We start from the raw sequence: 15,366 nt of genomic DNA, 5'->3' as shown, positions 1-15,366 counted from the left end.
AATCTATCAGGACGATGGAAGAGTTTTCGGAATTCGTCGGCCTTTCGCGCCCGACTGTTTCGAAATACTTCAATGATCCGGCCTCGGTCCGCAAGAAGACGCGGGATGCCATCGAGGATGCGCTGAAGAAATCGGGCTTCCGGCCCAATATTTTCGCCGTCAATCTCAACCGCCGCCGCTCCAATATCATCGGCATCATCATCCCGAATTCCACCGATCCCTTCTATATGGCGCTGACGAGCCGCATCGAGCTCATCGCCAACGAGGCGGGCTTCCTTGCCTTCGTGCTGTCATCGGATGGCAAGGCGGAAATCGAAGACCGCGCCATCCGCACCTTCAAGTCGATGAATGTTGCCGGTGCGATCATCGCTCCGCTCGGCGTCAAATCCCACCGCGCCACGCTGGAGCAGCTCGCGGCCAGCATTCCGATCGTTTATGTCGATTCGCCGCTCGACGAGACCTCGGCCTTTGTCGGCACCGACAACCGCCAGAGTGTCGGGCTGATGGTGGATTATCTCTGCCGCTCGGGCGAGCCGCCCTGTTTCTTCGACATGCCGCAGGTCAATACCAATGCCGCCACGCGTCGCACCGCCTATGAGGAGGCCATGCGGCGCCTTGGTTTCGAGCCGCAGGTGATCAACGTTCCGGATATCGTCACCTGGGATTTCGAGCGTTTCGCCTTCGATGAGGCGGGCCGGCTGCTGGAAGGGGCGGGGTCTCTGCCATCGCGTACGATTCTATGCGCCAACGACCGTATCGCCTTCGGCGTCATCGCCGCCGCCTTTCAGAAGGGCATCAGGGTCGGCCATGGTGCGGATTATGACCTCAGGGTCGCCGGTCATGACGATCATCCGCTGTCGCGTTACGCCTGCCCGCCAATCACCACGGTGGCGCAGAACTATAACGAGATCGGCAGGCTGTCGATCGAGCTTCTGTTGCAGAAGCTGGACGAGGAGGCGGATGACACGACGCGGATGCGCGAGCGCATTCTCCTCAGCGCCGATCTGATGCTGCGCAAATCGGCCTGATGATTTGTTAGATAAGCTAAATAAAGAATCTGATTTTCTAAATAGAACTAATATTTGAACGCTCCTACTCTGTTCTCAAGGTTGCTTTGGGAGGCGACCGCGAGAGCCGGCGCAAAGGCGTGCCGGTATCCGGGAGGAACGTTGGATAGTCATGCCGTCGGTGCCGCGAGGGATACGCCTTCGCTGCCTCGGTATCGCATGGCCTTCGCCGGGCTGACTGGACATTCTCGCCAGCAATTTCCCCAGCGAAGGATGTCAAAACATGAATCTCTATTCTCTTCTGTCAGCGCGTGCAGCCGGCGGCAAACCCGTGCGGGTCGGCCTCATCGGCGCGGGCAAGTTCGGCTCCATGGTGCTGGCGCAGGCGCAGCGCATCGCCGGTTTCCACATGGTCGCCGTCGCAGACCTCAATGTCGGCAAGGCGAAGGAATCGCTGGATCGCGTCGGCTGGCCGAAGGAGCGTTACGATGCGAAGAGCTGCGCCGAGGCGCTGAAGAGCGGCAAGACCTATGTGACCGACGATGTGAACGAGCTTTTCGCCTGCGGCGAGATCGAATGCGTGATCGAGGCCACCGGCCATCCGCTGGCCGGCGCGCGCCACGCGCTCGGCGCCATCGACCACAACAAACATGTCGTCATGGTCAATGTCGAAGCCGATGTCATGGTCGGGCCGATCCTTGCCGAAAAGGCCCGTGCCAAGGGCCTGATCTATTCGATGGCTTACGGTGACCAGCCGGCGCTGATCTGCGAACTGGTCGACTGGGCCCGCGCCACCGGTTTCGAGGTCGTCTCCGCCGGCAAGGGCATGAATTTCGAGCCGCGTTACCGTTATTCGACGCCGGACACGGTCTGGGGTTATTTCGGTTGGACGGAAGAGGAAGTGGCCAAGGGCGACTTCAATCCGAAAATGTACAATTCCTTCACCGACGGCACCAAGGCGGCCATCGAAATGGCGGCCGTCGCCAACGGCACGGGGCTGGATTGCCCGGATGACGGTCTGGCTTTCCCGCCCGCCGGCCTGCATGATCTCGCCCGCGTCTTCCGTCCCGCTGCCGATGGCGGCCGTATGTCGCGCTCCGGTCTCGTCGACATTGCCGCAAGCCAGGAGCCGGATGGCCGCGAGGTGTTCAACAACATCCGATACGGTGTTTTCGTCACCTTCAAGGCGCATAATGAATATGCCCGCGCCTGCTTCAAACAATATGGCCTGCTGACCGATCCGTCCGGCTGGTACGCCTCCATGTGGCGTCCGTTCCACATCATCGGCCTCGAAACCTCGATCAGCGTGCTCTCCGCCGTGCTGCGCAACGAAGCCACCGGTTGCTCGAAAGAATTTCGCGGCGATGCGGTTGCGACCGCGAAGAAGGACATGCAGCCCGGCGAGATGCTGGACGGCGAGGGCGGTTACGCGGTCTGGGCCAATGCCATTCCCGCCACCCGCAGCCTCGATATGAAGGCGCTACCGATTGGCCTTGCGCATAATGTCAAGCTGAAGCGCGCCATCAAGAAGGACCAGATCGTCAGCTTCGACGATGTGGAGCTGGTGAACGACCTTGACGTGGTGAAGTTGCGTCAGGACATGGAAAACCGCTTCCGTCCGCAAAAAGACGCAGCCGCGTGATGGGCGGAGAACGGGACATGCCGAAGGGAGCTTTCGTGGTAATCGCGGAATTTCGGGTGAAGCCTGACGCGATGGATGCCTTTCTCGACGCCGCGCGCGATGACGCCACCCATTCGGTTCAGGATGAACCGGGTTGCCGCCAATTCGACGTGGTGCGGCCGGAAACGGGAAACAATGTGGTGTTCTATGAAGTCTACGACGACCGGCAGGCTTTCGACGATCATCTTAAAACACCGCATCTCGACCGGTTTCGCGAGGCGTTTCCCGCCCTTATCGAAGAAGAACTGCCGGTGCGTTTCCTGAACCGGCAATGGCTTTGAAGGATGGGGACGATGGCAGACATCCGCCGGATCGCCGTTATCGGGACGGGTATCATGGGTGCTCCCATGGCGGCGCGTTTGGCGGAGGCCGGATTTTCCGTCAAGGTCTGGAACCGCAGCGCTGAAAAAGCTGCGGTTCTGGCCGACAAGGGCGTGCTGGCGGTAACAACGGCAGCCGAGGCCGCGTCCGAAGCGGATGCCGTGCTCTGCATGCTGAGTTCCGGGCCGGTCTGCAACGAGGTTCTGCTCGGCCCCTCGGGCGTCGTTTCAGCCATGAAGCCCGGCGCGGTTCTGCTGGTCATGAGTTCTATTCCCGTTGAGATCGCAATGGAACAGGCGGAGGCGACCAGGGCATGCGGGGTCAGATATGTCGATGCGCCCGTATCCGGCGGTGAAAAGGGAGCGATCGAAGGAGCGCTCGCCATCATGGCCGGCGGCGAACAGCAGGATGTGGATGCGCTGCGGCCGCTCCTCGGTTGTCTCGGGCGCGTCACCCATGTCGGTCCGGTGGGCTGCGGTTCTCTGGCCAAGCTCGCCAACCAGTTGATCGTCGCCTCGACGATCTGCGCCGTCGCCGAAGCTCTCACCCTCGTGGAAGAGGGGGGAGCAGACCCGGCGCAGGTGCGCCACGCCCTGCTTGGCGGCTTTGCCGATTCCACCGTCTTCCGCCAGCACGGAAAACGCATGGTGGAAGGCGATTTCCGTCCCGGCGGGCCGGCGAAATATCAGGTGAAGGATACGTCCACGGCGCTGGCCTTCGCCAGAAGCCGTGGCCTCAGACTACCGGTCGGCGAGGAGGTTGACCGGCTGTTCCGCTCCATGGTCGAGCATGGCGCGGGCGAGCTTGATCACAGCGGTGTGATCCTTGAAATTAAGCGCATGAATGCGTTCGGAGGAACGCTCGAAACTGTTTGAGATACAACAAAGGGAGGAACACATGAAAATTTCAAAACTTTACGGGCTGGCTCTGGCCGCCACCATGCTCGTAGCATCCATCGCACAGGCGGAAACGCTGACACTTTCGACGCCCGACGCGGATACGTCCGAAATCACGCTCGCCGCCAACAAATTTGCCGAGATCGTTTCGAAAAAGACCGACGGCAAACTCAAGATCAAGGTGTTTCCGAACGGCACGCTTTATGGCGGCGATCCTTCGGCGGGCGTCAAGCAGCTGGCCGGCGGTTCGCTGGACATGCTGTTGAACTCGACCTCGCTTTACGCGACCTTCAATCCGAAGTTCACGGCCATCGCCATTCCTTACCAGTTCCGCGATATCGACCAGCTCAGGGTCTATCTCGACAGCGATCTCGGCAAGGAGCTTTCCACCGATCTCAGCAAGATCGGCATTCTCGGGCTCGATCTATGGTCGCGGCCGCTGCGCCAGATCACCAATTCGAAGGCGCCGATCAAGTCGCCGGCCGATCTCAAGGGCATGAAGCTGCGCGTGCCGAACAATCCGCTCTGGGTCGAATTTTTCGGCGCCATGGGGGCGGCCCCGACACCGATGGCCTTTGCCGAGGTCTATAACGCCCTCCAGCTCAAGGTGGTCGATGGACAGGAAAATCCGGTCAACGTGCCGGTCAGCGCCAAGCTTTACGAGGTGCAGAAGTATCTGACGATCAGCAATCACATTGCTGACGCCTGGGTGCTTGGAATGAACCCGGCCCGCTTCGAAGGTCTCGATGAGAACTTCAAGGCCGCGCTGAAGGAAGCCGCCACCGAGACCGAGGCCTGGAAGGCGCAGAATGACGCTGCCGATATCGACAAGTCGCTCGAAACGCTGAAGAAGAACGGCATGGAGGTCAACACGCTGACGGACGACGAGCGCAAGGCTTTCGTGGCGGTGGCGGCCGGTCTTTCGGCAAAGTTCTCCGCGCTGGTGAAAGATCAGGCGTTCTTCGACAAGACGCAGGCTTTCCTCAAGACGAACTGACGTTTTGCGCCGGTGGATGGCCGGATCTCGGTCCGGCCTTCCCCAACGTCAGCAAGGGTTGCTTTGCCGCAGAGGCAGGGCGGCATTCGTTTTACCGGATATCCGGTTTCAGCAGTGGAAGGGTATTGTCATGAACGATACGAAACCTTCGGTGCTCGGCACCATCGTTAAACTCATCGCCGATGTGGCCGCAGGGGCAGCCTGTGCCGGCATTCTCATCGTCGTTCTTCTTCAGGTCATCGGCCGCCTGACCGGCAGCCCGCTTCCCTGGACCGAGGAGGCGACGCGTTTCCTCTTCATCTGGATGGTGTTTCTCGGCCTCGCCGCCGGCTTCCGCACCGTTGAAAGCGCCCGTGTCGTGGTGTTTCTGGTGCTGTTTCACCGCTTCTTCCGGCGGCTGGCGGTGCCGATCTATGTCGGTTCCTCGGTGTTCTTTTTCGGCATGATGGGCTGGACGGGTCTGACCCTGGTGCGCCAGCAGATCATGATGAACGAGACCGCCGCGACCCTGCCGATCCCCATGTGGACCATCGGCATCGTGTTGCCGGTCTCCGCCATCATCGCCGTGCTGGCCATCATCGAATCGCTGCGCAGCCGCCGGGAGCTCATCGCGCTTCCCGAACTTGGTCTGCCGGCGGATGAGATCGCCCATGCCGATATCTCCATTTCAGCAGGACATTGAGCCATGTCGGTCTTTCTTCTCGTCGCCTTTTTCGGTCTCAGCATGCTTGGCGTGCCGCTCGCCATTGCGCTGGCGCTCGCCAGTGTCGGCACGCTGTGGCTCTTCACCTCCATGCCCATGGACCTGCTGTCGCAGACGATGTTCTCGTCGATGAACTCCTTCCTCCTCGTCGCCGTGCCGCTGTTCATCCTCGTCGGCACCGTCATGGAACGGGGACGTGTGGCGGAGCGTATCTTCGATTTTGCCGAGGCCATGGTCGGCTGGCTTCCCGGCGGGCTTGGCCATGTCAACGTCATCTCATCGGTGATCTTTTCCGGCGTCTCCGGCTCCTCCGTCGCCGATATCGCCTCGGTCGGCGCCATCGAGATCAAGGCCATGGAGCGGCATGGATTTCCGAAGGGTTATGCCGTCGGCATGACGCTCTGCACCTCGACGCTCTCCTCGATCATTCCGCCGTCGATCCTGATCGTGATTGCCGGTTCCATCGCCAACGTGTCGATCGGCACGCTGCTGATCGCGGGTCTGGTGCCAGGCCTTTTCATTGCCTTCGCCTTTCTGGTCTTTAACCACTTCTATTCGGTGCATTACGGTTACAATCCGCCGACGCCTTTCAATTTCCGTCTGGTCGTCGTCACGGGTCTGCGCGCCATCCTGCCGATGCTGACGCCGTTGATCCTCATCATCGGCATTGCCAGCGGCCTGTTCACGCCAACGGAGGCTGCAGCCATCGCGGTGGTTTACGTAGCGGTGCTCGGCGTCATCGTTTACCGCACCCTGCCGGTACGCGAACTGCCGGAAATATTGATCTCGACGGCACGTATCTCGGGAACCATCCTGTTCATCGCCGCCACCTCACAGCTCGCCGCCTGGGTCTTCACCTTCGATGGTCTGCCGGAACAGGTCGCCGATCTCCTGAAGGCCATGAATCTCGGGCCAATGACCGGCATGCTCGTCATCTTCGTCTTCCTGCTCATCATCGGCATCTTCATGGAAGCGATTCCGGCCATGTTCATCCTCATTCCGGTGCTGATGCCGCCGGTGGAGGCGCTGGGCATCGATCCGATTCATTTCCTGATCGTGACTGTCATGACGCTGACACTCGGGCTGGTGACGCCGCCGGTCGGGGTCTGCCTGTTTGCCGCAGCCCAGGTTGCCAACATGAAGATCGAGGATGTCATTCGCGGTTCGCTGGCGCCGATGACGGTGCTGACGCTCGCTATCTTCGCGCTGGTGCTTTTCCCGGTGCTGACGCTCGGGCCGATACGGCTGATGGGGCTTTATTGACGCGAAAACTGATTGCCTGAAACCTCAGACAACGCGGCGGGCTTGCCACTCGTCGCGTTGTTTTCGCATCCACTCCAGAAACAGCATGACTTTTCTCTGCCGCAGATGGGAATGCGGGCAAACGATCCATTGGGTGACGAGCTTGATGCGCGGTGCGTCCGTCACGGCCGGGATCAGCATTTTGTCCTGCAGCTCCCGCTCCATCATCAAGGTGCTTTCCAACGCCACGCCGATGCCGAGAACGGCGGCATCGATGGCCATGTGGCTGCGGTCGAACAGGACCCGCCGCCAGCGCTTTTCGGCTGTCACGCCAGCCAGCGGGAACCAGTGGTTCCATTGCGCCTGCGCCTTGACCGAATGAATCAGCCGCTGGTTCTGCAATTCCTCGGGCAGAAATTTACCCGCACCGGGATACTTCGGCGAACAGACCGGCAGGAATTCCTCCTCCACCAGCCCTTCCACGAAGAGGCCCGGCCAGCGGCCATCGCCATGGCGCAATTCTATATCGACGAGTTCCTGCGAAAAGTCGGTCGGCTCGTTGGTGCCGTCGAGGCGTACTTCAAGTTCGGGATGTTCCTCCAGAAACGAGCCGAGACGCGGCAGCAGCCATTTGTTGGAGATTGTCGGCGTCGCCCGGATCGTCAGCGTGGTGACCGAGCGGAAGCCGCGAATACTGTCGGTGGCGTCTGATATCTGCTCGATCTGTGCGGTGATCATCGAGAAATAGCGCTCGCCCGCTTCGGTCAATGTCACCTTGCGGCCGGTTCGCGCCATCAGGGTCGTGCCGAGCTGGCCTTCCAGCAGCTGGATTTGCTGGGAAACGGCCGAAGGCGTGACGCTCAACTCTTCTGCCGCCCGCGAAATGCTGCCCGCCCTTGCCGCGGCGTGGAAAACGAGGATTGATTTTATCGGGATCTGCATGGGTTAGGGCTTTGCTCAACGGAATACGGCGGTCACCTGAGTATCACAGGTGACCGCCGTGTTGAAAAGCGTTGAAGGCTCAGCTTTTAGCGGTGGCTCGGCAGTTTCGGTAGGAACACCGTGAGCAGGCCGAGGAGCGGCATGTAGGAGCAGATGCGGTAGACGAATTCGATGCCTTCCTTATCCGCATAGACGCCCAGAACAGCAGCCCCGATGCCGCCGAAACCGAAGGCGAAACCGAAGAACATGCCGGCGATGAGGCCGACGCGGCCCGGCACCAGTTCCTGCGCGAACACGACGATGGCCGAGAAAGCGGAGGAGAAGACGAAGCCGATGACGACGACCAGAACCGCCGTCCAGAACAGGTTCGCATAGGGCAGCAGCAGCGCGAAGGGAATGACGCCGAGGATCGAGAACCAGATGACGACGCGCGAGCCGAAACGGTCGCCGATCGGGCCGCCGAAGAACACGCCCAGTGCCGAAGCGCCGAGGAAGAGGAACAGCAGAACCTGCGCGTCCTGTACGCCAAGACCGAACTTGTCGATGGTGTAGAAGGTGAAGTAGCTGGACAGGCTGGCGAGATAGGCGTTCTTGGTGGCGGTCAGAACCACCAGCACCAGAAGCGTCATGATCACCGTGCCACGGGCAAGGGGAAGGGTGCGGCTGGCCGGAGCCTTGCCGACCGTTGCGCGGCGGTGGCGGGTGTACCAGACGCCAACCCAGGAAAGCACGCCAAAACCGACGAGCGCGATCAGCGAGAACCAGCTGAGGCTGGACTGGCCGAGCGGGATGACGATGAAGGCGGCAAGCAGCGGGCCGATAGCCGTGCCGGTATTGCCGCCCACCTGGAAGAAGGACTGCGCCAGACCGTGGCGGCCGCCGGATGCGAGGCGCGCGACGCGGGAAGCTTCGGGATGGAAGATCGCCGAACCGATGCCGATGAGGCAGGCGCCGATCACCAGAACCTCGAAACTATGGGCGAAGGCGAGCGTGATGAGGCCGGCGCAGGTGGACAGCATGGCGACGGGCAGGGAAAACGGCATGGGCCAGCGATCCGTCACCATGCCGACGACCGGCTGCAGCAGCGATGCGGTGACCTGAAAGGCGAAGGTGAGCAGGCCGATCTGCACGAAATCGAGCGCGTAATTGGCTTTCAGCAGCGGGTAAAGCGACGTCAGCAGCGATTGCATGATGTCGTTCAGCATATGGCAGAAGCTGGCGGCTGCGATGATCGAAAACGCCGTGCGTTGCGGGTTGAACCCGGTGCTGGTGCTGGCGCTGGTAACAGTGGCCATGATGAAGTCCTCTTCGGTTCCCGGCGGAAGGCGGGAAACATGTCTTTATTTCTTCCCGCTTTTATTCATATTGTTTCTGGCCTGCATTTGTGTTCTGGACGATTTTCTTTGTGAGTGGGCCAAATGGCAAAAATCAATTCCATGATGTTCGGTTCCTTTTCGGCCGAAGACCATAGCTACATGCTGAAACTGATCGATGGCACCAACGAGCCGGTGCTGGCGATTTGCCGCACCTATGCCACGGGACATCGGGCGCCGGTCCACAGCCATCTCCGGGCGCAGATCTGGCACGCCCGCCGGGGCGTGGTTCTGGTCAGCACCGCGGATGGTCGCTGGATGATACCGCCCGGCCATGGGCTGATTATTCCCGCCGGACTGGAACACGAGTCAGAGACCATCTCGACGGTGGAAATGCAATCGATATACGTGCATCCCGACCTGTTTCAGGCCGAAGTGCCGCGGGTGGTGGAAATCACCGATCTCGCCTCCAGCCTGATTGCGGAACTGCTGGGCGAAGAGCATGAGCCGCCCGCCTTTCATCGGCGCGGTCTGGTGCGGGCGCTGTTGCTGGATGAGATCAATCGTCTGCCGGAACGGCCGCTCGGACTGCCATTTCCCGATAATGAGCGTCTGGCGGCGTTGTGCCGCGATTTCCTGAAAAAGCCGGTGGCGCGGGTGGAGATCGACGACTGGGCGGCGGCCATGGGCATCAGCCGGCGCTCGTTTACGCGGCTGTTCCGCAAGGAATTGGGGTTGAGTTTCGTCACCTGGCGCCAGCAGGCCTGTATCTTCGCCTCCCTGCCGAGGCTGGCAGCCGGCGAAGCGGTGACGAATGTGGCGCTCGATGCCGGTTATGAAAACATCCCGGCCTTCACCACCATGTTCCGGCGAATGCTAGGCAGCTCGCCGCGAGCTTACCGTCATGCGGCGCGGCAGCGCAGCGCCGCTTTCGCCGATAATGAAGATTAAGCCGCCGTCGCCCGCATGTCGCGACGGAAATCGGAAGGTGACATGCCGGCGATCTGGCGGAATGCCTTGTTGAAGGCGCTGACCGAGCCGAACCCGCTTTCCATGGCGATTTGCAGGATATTGTCCTTGCCGGTCATCAGCATCGCCTGCGCGCGGGAAAGCCGCAGCAGGGTCAGATATTTGATCAGCGTCATGCCCGTGGATTTGCGAAACAGGTTCATCGCATATTTCGGGTGCAGCGAGGCGGCGCGGGCGATTTCAGTCGCGTCGATATCGTCGAGAAAATTGGCGGCGATGAAATCGCACATGCGCACCACGCCGATGGAGGGCGCCATGCCCTCGTCATCCTGTCTGCGTTTTCCATCGAGAGCCGAGGATATGACCGAGTAAGGCTCCAGAAACATCCGCTCGACCCGGAGCAGCAATTCCTCCACCGCGTGCTGGGCTTTCGCCGGATCGCCCGAGGTGACGTAACGGAACCAGCGGCCGAAATTTTCCGCATCGGCCCTGTCCGTCTCGGCACTCACCATTGTCGCACCGCCCATCAGCTGGCTGGAGACGGCGGCCGGCAGGCGCATGCGGAAGAAATGCACGAGCGGCAGGTGCGCACCGGCATAAAAGGAATCGTCGGAGGAATGGTCCATCTGATGCGGCTGGCCGCCCCAGAAAATGCACATCTGGCCGGCGTTGAGCGTCATGTCATGGTCGCCCATGCGGTAATGCACCGATCCCGACATGACGTAATTTACCTCCACCTGCGCGTGCCAGTGAGGCCTGAGCATGATGGGCGGATGATTGTGAAAAAGCTGAAGCGTCGTCGGCATGCCTTCGATGCTGCTCGCACCCGGCTGGTAGAAGGCTCTTTCGGCAATCTTACTTTCCGCCAAATCGATGTTCCCTTTTTACGAGACAGATTTCCTGCCGCCGCTAATGTGCCCATGTTCGCTGAAGAACGGCAATTGAAAAAGGGAGGTTTTCAATGTGCTTGAAATTTCTTGGCGCGTCTACGGCTATGCTGCTTCTCGCAGCCCCGGCTTTCGCGCAAACAGAAACCGTCACCATCTGGAGCTGGAATGTCGCGGCTTCCGCGCTGAAATCCACGGTAGAGGGCTTCAACAAGCAGAATCCGGATATCAAGATCGTCGTTGAAGACCTTGGAAACAATCAGGTTTTTGACAAGACGCTGGCTGCTTGCGCAGCCGGAGGCGATGGTCTTCCTGATATCGTCACCATTGAAAATTTCGAGGCGGAACTGTTCTGGAGTCGTTTTCCCGATTGTTTCGCCAATCTGACCGAGCTTGGCTATACGCCTGAGAAACAGGCGCTTTTCCCTGATTTCAAGCGCACGGAACTGGAGGTTGACGGCGTCGCCTATGCGGTTCCGTGGGATTCTGGTCCGGTGGCGGTTTTTTATCGCCGCGACTTCTACGAAAAGGCCGGCGTCGATCCGGCCGCCATCAAAAGCTGGGACGACTTCATCGCCGCCGGCAAGAAGGTCATGGCCGCCAATCCCGGCACCGTCATGGCGCAGGCCGATTTCAACGGCGACAGCGAATGGTTTCGCATGATCGCCAATGAGCAGGGATGCGGTTACTTTTCGACCGATGGCCAGAACATCACCATCAACCAGCCCGCCTGTGTCGCGACCCTTGAAAAGGTCAAGGAGATGAAGGACGCCGGCATTATCACGGCGGCGATCTGGGATGAAAAAATCCAGGCCAATACGGCCGGCAAGGCCGCCAGCCAGATGTATGGCGCCTGGTATGAAGGCACTGTTCGTTCCGGTTCCCCCGATCTTTCCGGCAAATGGGGCGTCTATCTGATGCCGAGCCTGACGGCGGATGGCCCGCACGCCGCCAATCTCGGCGGTTCTTCGCTGGCGATCAGCTCGACATCCCAGCACAAGGAAGCCGCGTGGAAATATATCGATTACGCGCTCACCACCAATGAAGGGCAGGTGACGATGCTAAAATCCTTCGGCCTCGTTCCCTCGCTGCTCTCCGCCATCGACGATCCTTTCGTCAAGGAAAAGCAGGCCTATTGGGGCGGGCAGGCGGTGTGGACCGATATTCTCGCCACCCTGCCGAAGATCGTGCCGAGCCGTGGCACGGCTTTCCAGTCGGATGCCGATGCGATCTACAAGGCGACGCAGACGAAATATTTCGCGGGCGGATATCCCGATGCGAAAGCGGCGCTTGACGATGCGGCCAAGCAGATCGAAACGGCCACGGGGCTGCCCGTCGCGCAGTAAGTCGGCGGTTAAGACCGAGCGGGTGCCACAAGTTTCTTCTCCCCGTGGGGGAGAAGTCCGCGGCAGCGGGATGAGGGGGCGAGGGTAGAGATGTACGGAGAGCTTGCCCCCTCATCCGACCCTTCGGGCCACCTTCTCCCCCTCGGGGAGAAGAAATAGGCCGTGCCGTTTTGCAAAGGCATTCCCCTCATAGGGGCGCGCTCTTTCTGAAGCTTTTCCATTTATCCGGCCATCGTCCGGCATATGGAGGTCGTCATGCCGTCTAGGAACAGGATCGCTTATGCGTTCCTTGCGCCCTATCTCCTGATTTTCGCCACCTTCTGGGTCTGGCCGATCATCAGCTCGTTCATGCTGTCGTTCCAGAACACGCGGATCAATCCGTGGCGGTTTGCGCCTTCCATGAACTGGGGGCGGCTCGTTTCCGATCCGGCTTTTTATAATGCGCTCTACAATACGCTGATCATTCTGGTCATTCAGGTGCCCGTGATGATCGCGCTCGCCACCGTCATGGCGGTGCTGCTGAACTCGCCGCTCCTGAAGGCGCGGCCGCTTTACCGCTTTGCCTTTTTCGCGCCTGTCGTCGTTGGCGAGGTGGCCTATGCGGCGGTCTTCCGGCTGATGTTCAGCGCCGATTTCGGCATCATCAACAAGCTCATCACGTCAGTCGGCCTGTCGCCCATCTCGTGGTTCGACAATGCCAATGCGGCCATGGCGCTCGTCATCATCGCGGTGACCTGGCGCTGGGCGGGTTATAACGCCATCATCATTCTGGCCGGGCTACAATCCATCCCCGGCGATGTCTATGAAGCGGCGACGCTGGACAAGGTGAGCAAGCGCCAGCAGTTCTTTTATATCACCCTGCCGCTCCTCAAACCCATCATCCTCTTCTGCGTCGTGCTCTCGGTCATCGGCACCATGCAGCTGTTTGCCGAACCCTTCCTCATCACCAACAGGGGTGGACCGGGCGGCGGCACGGAGACGCTGGGGCTGTTCCTTTATCGCCAGGGCTTCACCTCGCTCAATTTCGGTTATGCCTCGGCCATTGCCTACACCATGGCTGCGCTCGCCATCGCCATTTCGCTGCTTAATCTCTGGGTCGGGAGGGAGCCGAAATGAGATCGAAATCGAGATCGCTTTTCTGGCAGAAGATCGCGCTGCATGCGGCGCTGACACCGCTTGCCATCGTCTGGCTGTTTCCGCTCTGGATGATGTTCGTGTTTTCGACCATGCCGGATTACGGCATTTTCAGCCCTGATATCGTGCTGGTGCCCTCCACCAACTTCATCGAGAATTTCAATAACCTGCAGGCGGATACCAATTTCCTCAGGGCCATGTTCATCTCGATCACCGTCGCCGTCATTTACACCGTGCTTTCGGTGTTTCTGACGTCGATGGCCGGCTGGGCGCTGGCGCGTTACCGCTTTGCGGGGCGCGGGGTGGTGATCGCCATCATTCTCGGCACCATCACTTTGCCTTTCGCCGTTGTCGTCATTCCGCAATTCATCATGGTGGCGCGGGAATTCAAGCTCGCCAACACCTGGGTGGCGCTGATCGTGCCGCCGTTGTTCAACTCGCTCGGCGTGCTGTTCATGCGGCAATCCTTCTCGATGATGCCGACGGAACTCTTCGATGCGGCACGGGTGGAGGGCGTGAAGGAATGGCAGATCTTCCTGCGCATCGCCCTGCCATTGGCGCGGCCCACCATGGCGGCGCTGTCGATCATTCTCTTCCTGGCCTCGTGGAACAATTACCTCTGGCCGCTTCTCATCAATTCCCGCCCAGGAATGATGACCGCACCCGTGGCGCTTGGCACCCTCATCGGGCTCACCAAAGTGTCATGGGGCGGCATCATGGCCGGCGCGGTGCTGCTCACCGCACCCATCCTCGTGGTTTTCGTGGCTTTGCAGCGCCACTTCATCGCCGGCATTTCCGCCGGCGCAGTCAAGTAAGGGGAGGCCGCATGGCGGAACTTTCGCTCAACAACGTGGTTAAGCGTTACGGCGCGCTGGAAGTGATCCATGGCGCAAATCTGGAGGTAAAGGATGGGGAGTTCGTCGTTTTCGTCGGCCCCTCCGGCTGCGGCAAATCCACGCTTCTCAGAATGATTGCCGGGCTGGAAGATATTTCCGGCGGCGATATCGTGATTGGCGGCAAGACGGTCAGCGATGCCGACCCGGCGGATCGTGGCATTGCCATGGTGTTCCAGTCCTATGCGCTTTATCCGCATATGACGGTGGCGGAAAACCTCTCCTTCGGCCTTAGAATGAACGGTAACCCCAAGGCCGATACGCAAAAGCGGGTCAACCGCGCGGCCGAAATTCTGCAGATCAACGAGTTGATGCAGCGCCGGCCGAAACAGCTTTCCGGCGGCCAGCGCCAGCGCGTCGCCATCGGCCGCGCCATCGTGCGCGAACCGCAGGTCTTCCTGTTCGACGAGCCGCTGTCCAATCTCGATGCGGAATTGCGGGTGCAGATGCGCGTGGAAATCTCCCGCCTGCACAAGCAGCTCGGCACCACGATGATCTATGTGACGCATGACCAGACCGAGGCGATGACGCTGGCCGACAAGATCGTTGTGCTGCGGGCGGGCAATATCGAACAGGTCGGTGCGCCGCTCGATCTCTATGACGACCCCGCCAACCGCTTCGTTGCCGGTTTCGTCGGTTCGCCGAAGATGAATTTTCTCGAAGCCACCATCGTCGGCAGCAGCGCGGAGGGCGTTAAGCTTTCGCTCGACAGCGACCCTGCGGTGCGGCTGAGCCTGCCGGTCACGGCCGGTTTGAACGAGGGAGCCAGGGTGTCGCTCGGCATCCGGCCGGAGCATTTTGCCGATGCGGGCGGGGGCGATGCCGATCTCACCGTGCATATCGATGTCGCCGAGCATCTCGGCAATACCAGCTATGTCTATGCCCGGACCGAAGGCGGCGAGCAGCTCATCATCGAGCGGCCGGAATCGCGCGATGTCGGCAATCGCGATCGGCTGACGGTTGGCCTCTCCGCCCGCCGGGCTTTCCTTTTCGACAGCAAGGGCGACCGCCTGCGCTGAACCCTTTCCCAAGCAC

Annotated in this window: 15 protein-coding genes; 12 read left to right on the top strand and 3 right to left on the bottom strand. The window is 60.4% G+C overall.

Annotated features, from left to right (window positions below; genetic code table 11):
• The first annotated feature begins 14 nt into the window (after positions 1-14).
• The 7 genes from ACQZ5N_RS04105 to ACQZ5N_RS04075 all read left to right on the top strand — a co-directional run bounded on the left by ACQZ5N_RS04105 (position 15) and on the right by ACQZ5N_RS04075 (position 6,868).
• A complete protein-coding gene (locus tag ACQZ5N_RS04105; protein ID WP_003522707.1) occupies positions 15-1,028 on the top strand; it encodes a LacI family DNA-binding transcriptional regulator in 1,014 nt (337 codons plus the stop codon).
• A 262-nt stretch (positions 1,029-1,290) separates the two neighbouring features.
• Positions 1,291-2,649 carry an NAD(P)H-dependent oxidoreductase gene (locus tag ACQZ5N_RS04100; protein ID WP_448732177.1) on the top strand — a complete coding sequence of 453 codons (1,359 nt, stop codon included), beginning with the start codon at positions 1,291-1,293 and terminating at the stop codon, positions 2,647-2,649.
• A 17-nt stretch (positions 2,650-2,666) separates the two neighbouring features.
• Positions 2,667-2,969, top strand: coding sequence for a putative quinol monooxygenase (locus ACQZ5N_RS04095; protein WP_448732176.1), 303 nt, complete (start codon positions 2,667-2,669; stop codon positions 2,967-2,969).
• Positions 2,970-2,981: 12 nt separating this feature from the next.
• The gene (locus ACQZ5N_RS04090) at positions 2,982-3,884 is read left to right on the top strand and encodes an NAD(P)-dependent oxidoreductase (RefSeq protein WP_448732175.1); all 903 of its coding nucleotides are present in this window, start codon (positions 2,982-2,984) and stop codon (positions 3,882-3,884) included.
• A gap of 22 nt (positions 3,885-3,906) precedes the next feature.
• Complete coding sequence (locus ACQZ5N_RS04085; protein ID WP_448732174.1) at positions 3,907-4,902, top strand: DctP family TRAP transporter solute-binding subunit; 996 nt, start codon at positions 3,907-3,909, stop codon at positions 4,900-4,902.
• Between the two features lie 130 nt (positions 4,903-5,032).
• Positions 5,033-5,584 (top strand): TRAP transporter small permease, encoded by a 552-nt coding sequence (locus ACQZ5N_RS04080; RefSeq protein WP_080854702.1) that lies wholly within the window; start codon positions 5,033-5,035, stop codon positions 5,582-5,584.
• Between the two features lie 3 nt (positions 5,585-5,587).
• Positions 5,588-6,868 carry a TRAP transporter large permease gene (locus ACQZ5N_RS04075; protein ID WP_020812270.1) on the top strand — a complete coding sequence of 427 codons (1,281 nt, stop codon included), beginning with the start codon at positions 5,588-5,590 and terminating at the stop codon, positions 6,866-6,868.
• Between the two features lie 24 nt (positions 6,869-6,892).
• Here ACQZ5N_RS04075 and ACQZ5N_RS04070 read toward each other — a convergent pair whose 3' ends face one another.
• Together ACQZ5N_RS04070 and ACQZ5N_RS04065 are read right to left on the bottom strand one after the other, a co-directional pair.
• A complete protein-coding gene (locus ACQZ5N_RS04070; RefSeq protein WP_448732173.1) occupies positions 6,893-7,789 on the bottom strand; it encodes a LysR substrate-binding domain-containing protein in 897 nt (298 codons plus the stop codon).
• A gap of 86 nt (positions 7,790-7,875) precedes the next feature.
• Positions 7,876-9,084: an MFS transporter gene (locus ACQZ5N_RS04065; protein ID WP_448732172.1), complete on the bottom strand. Its 1,209-nt coding sequence runs from the start codon at positions 9,082-9,084 to the stop codon at positions 7,876-7,878.
• A gap of 123 nt (positions 9,085-9,207) precedes the next feature.
• Here ACQZ5N_RS04065 and ACQZ5N_RS04060 point away from each other — a divergent pair, with 123 nt between their 5' ends.
• Positions 9,208-10,053 carry an AraC family transcriptional regulator gene (locus ACQZ5N_RS04060; protein ID WP_448732171.1) on the top strand — a complete coding sequence of 282 codons (846 nt, stop codon included), beginning with the start codon at positions 9,208-9,210 and terminating at the stop codon, positions 10,051-10,053.
• On the opposite strand, the gene ACQZ5N_RS04055 is transcribed toward ACQZ5N_RS04060, so the two are convergent.
• Positions 10,050-10,946 (bottom strand): helix-turn-helix domain-containing protein, encoded by an 897-nt coding sequence (locus ACQZ5N_RS04055; RefSeq protein WP_269829813.1) that lies wholly within the window; start codon positions 10,944-10,946, stop codon positions 10,050-10,052. The genes ACQZ5N_RS04060 and ACQZ5N_RS04055 overlap by 4 nt on opposite strands.
• Positions 10,947-11,032: 86 nt before the next feature.
• Between ACQZ5N_RS04055 and ACQZ5N_RS04050 the strand changes: the two genes are divergently transcribed.
• From ACQZ5N_RS04050 to ACQZ5N_RS04035, 4 genes are all read left to right on the top strand, one after another.
• A complete protein-coding gene (locus tag ACQZ5N_RS04050; RefSeq protein WP_304983414.1) occupies positions 11,033-12,304 on the top strand; it encodes an ABC transporter substrate-binding protein in 1,272 nt (423 codons plus the stop codon).
• 255 nt (positions 12,305-12,559) lie between these two features.
• The gene (locus tag ACQZ5N_RS04045; protein ID WP_003523586.1) at positions 12,560-13,420 is read left to right on the top strand and encodes a carbohydrate ABC transporter permease; all 861 of its coding nucleotides are present in this window, start codon (positions 12,560-12,562) and stop codon (positions 13,418-13,420) included.
• Complete coding sequence (locus tag ACQZ5N_RS04040) at positions 13,417-14,253, top strand: carbohydrate ABC transporter permease (RefSeq protein WP_174057661.1); 837 nt, start codon at positions 13,417-13,419, stop codon at positions 14,251-14,253. The genes ACQZ5N_RS04045 and ACQZ5N_RS04040 overlap by 4 nt, the downstream gene beginning before the upstream one ends.
• 11 nt (positions 14,254-14,264) lie before the next feature.
• Complete coding sequence (locus ACQZ5N_RS04035) at positions 14,265-15,350, top strand: ABC transporter ATP-binding protein (RefSeq protein WP_448732170.1); 1,086 nt, start codon at positions 14,265-14,267, stop codon at positions 15,348-15,350.
• Positions 15,351-15,366: the final 16 nt, after the last annotated feature.

This window comes from Agrobacterium sp. 22-221-1 (genome assembly GCF_053522445.1).
This window is presented reverse-complemented; position numbering and strand designations above follow the sequence as displayed.